Annotated in this window: 3 protein-coding genes; all 3 read left to right on the top strand. The window is 67.1% G+C overall.

The window, feature by feature from the left end; translation table 11 throughout:
• The coding region (locus CWS39_RS28015) for an NAD(P)H-dependent oxidoreductase subunit E (protein WP_199178341.1) at positions 1–375 on the top strand (375 nt) is incomplete at its 5' end.
• Positions 372–1,688 carry an NADH-quinone oxidoreductase subunit NuoF gene (nuoF, locus tag CWS39_RS28010; protein ID WP_102146079.1) on the top strand — a complete coding sequence of 439 codons (1,317 nt, stop codon included), beginning with the start codon at positions 372–374 and terminating at the stop codon, positions 1,686–1,688. The genes CWS39_RS28015 and nuoF, both read left to right, overlap by 4 nt.
• Positions 1,689–1,741: 53 nt before the next feature.
• Positions 1,742–3,038: NADH-quinone oxidoreductase subunit G (locus CWS39_RS28005; RefSeq protein ID WP_142386978.1), on the top strand; the 1,297-nt coding region annotated here is incomplete at its 3' end.

Here is a 3,038-nt window from a genome sequence, read left to right as displayed (position 1 = left end):
GGCGGCGACGCCATTCTCGAAGCGCTGCAAGAGCATTTGGGTGTTCACGCCGGCCAGACCACCGACGACGGCCGGATCACGCTGGAACACATCGAATGCAACGCGGCCTGCGACTACGCCCCGGTGGTGATGGTCAACTGGGAGTTCTTCGACAACCAGACACCGTCGTCCGCACGCGATCTGGTCGACGCTCTGCGCGCCGGGCAGCCGCCGCACCCGACCCGCGGCGCGCCGCTGTGCCCGTTCTCGCAGACCGCCCGCATCCTGGCCGGTTTGGGTGACCCGCGATCGGAATCCGATGCGGCCCAGCCCGGGGCCGCGACGCTCGCCGGGTTGCGAGTGGCGCAGGAACAGGGAACGGATTCGGACACATGACACCGCTGACCCCCGTGCTGAGCCGGTTCTGGGACGAACCGGAGCCGTGGTCGCTGGACACCTATCTGCGCCACGACGGCTATCGCGCGCTGGATCAGGCGTTGACGATGGATCCCGACCAACTCATTGCGACAGTGAAGGATTCGGGCCTGCGCGGCCGCGGCGGCGCAGGATTCCCGACGGGCACCAAATGGTCGTTCATCCCGCAGGACGACACCGGCGCCGGCGCCAAACCACATTATCTGGTCATCAACGCCGACGAGTCCGAACCCGGTACGTGCAAAGACATCCCGCTGATGCTCACCACGCCGCATTTTTTGATCGAGGGCGCGATCATCGCTGCCTACGCGATCCGCGCACACCACGCGTTCATCTATCTGCGCGGTGAGGTGGTGCCGGTGCTGCGTCGGCTGCAGACCGCGGTCGCCGAGGCGTACGACGCCGGCTACCTCGGCAGCAACATCGGAGGATCCGGCTTCGATCTGGAGTTGATCGTGCACGCCGGGGCCGGCGCGTACATCTGCGGCGAGGAGACCGCGCTGCTCGATTCGCTGGAGGGCCGACGCGGCCAGCCCCGGTTGCGGCCGCCGTTTCCCGCGGTGGCAGGTCTGTACGCCTGCCCGACGGTGGTCAACAACGTCGAATCCATCGCCAGCGTCCCGCCGATCCTGCTCAACGGCATCGACTGGTTCCGGTCGATGGGGTCCGAGAAGTCGCCCGGGTTCACGCTCTATTCGCTGTCGGGGCACGTCACCCGGCCCGGGCAGTACGAGGCGCCACTGGGTATCACCCTGCGCGAACTGCTGGAGTACGCCGGCGGGGTACGCGCCGGGCATTCGCTGAAGTTCTGGACGCCGGGTGGATCGTCCACCCCGCTGCTCACCGACGAACACCTCGACGTGCCACTGGATTACGAAGGCATGGCGTCGGTGGGTTCGATGCTGGGAACCAAGGCCCTGCAGATCTTCGACGAGACCACGTGTGTGGTGCGCGCGGTGCGGCGCTGGACGCAGTTCTACGCACACGAATCGTGCGGCAAATGCACACCGTGTCGTGAGGGCACCTACTGGCTCGCCCAGATCTACGAGCGGCTCGAAACGGGCGCGGGTACCGAGGCCGACGTTGCGAAGCTGTTGGACATATCGGACACCATCTTCGGAAAGTCGTTCTGCGCGTTGGGTGATGGCGCGGCCAGCCCGATCATCTCGTCCATCAAGTTCTTCCGCGACGAGTACCTGGCGCATCTGGACGGCGGCTGCCCGTTCGACCCGCACGCCTCGACACTGTTCGCCGCCGAGGGGGTGAGCGCGTGACGTCTTCTCCGGCGAGCAGACACAAAACTGCCCAAAATGGCGGAAAAGACGGCATGTTTGCGTCTGCTCGCGCTGAAGCGGAGCCGGTGGAGATGGTGAACCTCACCATCGACGGCGTGGCCATCAGTGTCCCCAAGGGCACCTTGGTGATTCGCGCCGCAGAGCTGATCGGCGTGCAGATTCCCCGGTTTTGCGACCACCCGTTGCTCGATCCGGTCGGCGCCTGCCGGCAGTGCCTGGTCGAGGTCGAGGGGCAACGCAAACCCATGGCGTCGTGCACCACGTCGGTCATGCCGGACATGGTGGTGCACACCCAGTACACGTCCGAGGCCGCGGACAAGGCGCAGCAGGGCGTGATGGAACTGCTGCTGATCAACCACCCTCTGGACTGCCCGGTGTGCGACAAGGGCGGGGAATGCCCGCTGCAGAACCAGGCGATGTCCAACGGCCGCGCCGAAACCCGCTTCGAGGATCGCAAACGGACCTTTCCGAAACCGATCGCCATCTCGTCGCAGGTGCTGCTCGACCGCGAGCGCTGCGTGCTGTGCGCGCGCTGCACCCGGTTCTCCGAGCAGATCGCCGGCGACCCGTTCATCGAGCTGCTGGAACGCGGTGCGCTGCAACAGGTTGGCATCGCGACGGGTGAGCCGTTCCAGTCGTACTTCTCCGGCAACACCGTGCAGATCTGCCCCGTCGGCGCGTTGACCGGCACCGCCTACAGATTTCGGGCCCGCCCGTTCGACCTGGTGTCCAGCCCGAGCGTGTGCGAGCACTGCGCCTCCGGATGCGCCCAGCGCACCGATCACCGCCGCGGAAAAGTGATGCGCCGCTTGGCCGGTGACGATCCCGAGGTCAACGAGGAATGGAACTGCGACAAGGGCCGTTGGGCGTTCACTTACGCGGCGGTGGGCGACCGCATCACCACTCCCCTCCTGCGCGACGACGACGGCAAGCTGCGCGCGGCGTCCTGGTCGGAGGCGCTGGGGGTGGCGGGGGCCGGCTTGGCGGCGGCGACCGGCGCCGCGGGGGTGCTGGTCGGGGGCCGCGCGACCGCCGAGGACGCCTACGCCTATGCAAAGTTCGCGCGAATCGTCTTGGGCACCAACGATGTCGACTTCCGGGTCCGGGCGCACAGCCGCGAGGAAGCCGAGTTCCTCGCCGCGCACATCGCGGGCCAGCCGATGACGGTGACCTACGCCGACCTGGTGAAGGCGCCCGCGGTACTGCTGGCCGGGCTCGAACCAGAGGAAGAATCGCCGATCGTGTTCCTGCGGCTGCGCAAAGCACACCGCAAGCACGGCGTCCACATCATCTCGATCGCGCCGCTGCGGTCTCGCGGGCTTTCCAAGA

This window comes from Mycobacterium hubeiense (assembly GCF_002838065.1).
Lineage (GTDB): Bacteria > Actinomycetota > Actinomycetes > Mycobacteriales > Mycobacteriaceae > Mycobacterium > Mycobacterium hubeiense.
Note: the sequence above shows the minus strand (reverse complement) of the source record. Positions and strands in the feature narration are given on the sequence as shown.

What these genes read in the sequence shown, in the direction of transcription:
- nuoF (WP_102146079.1), top strand. Translation starts at nt 372, where the DNA reads ATGACACCGCTGACCCCCGTGCTGAGCCGGTTCTGGGACGAACCGGAG.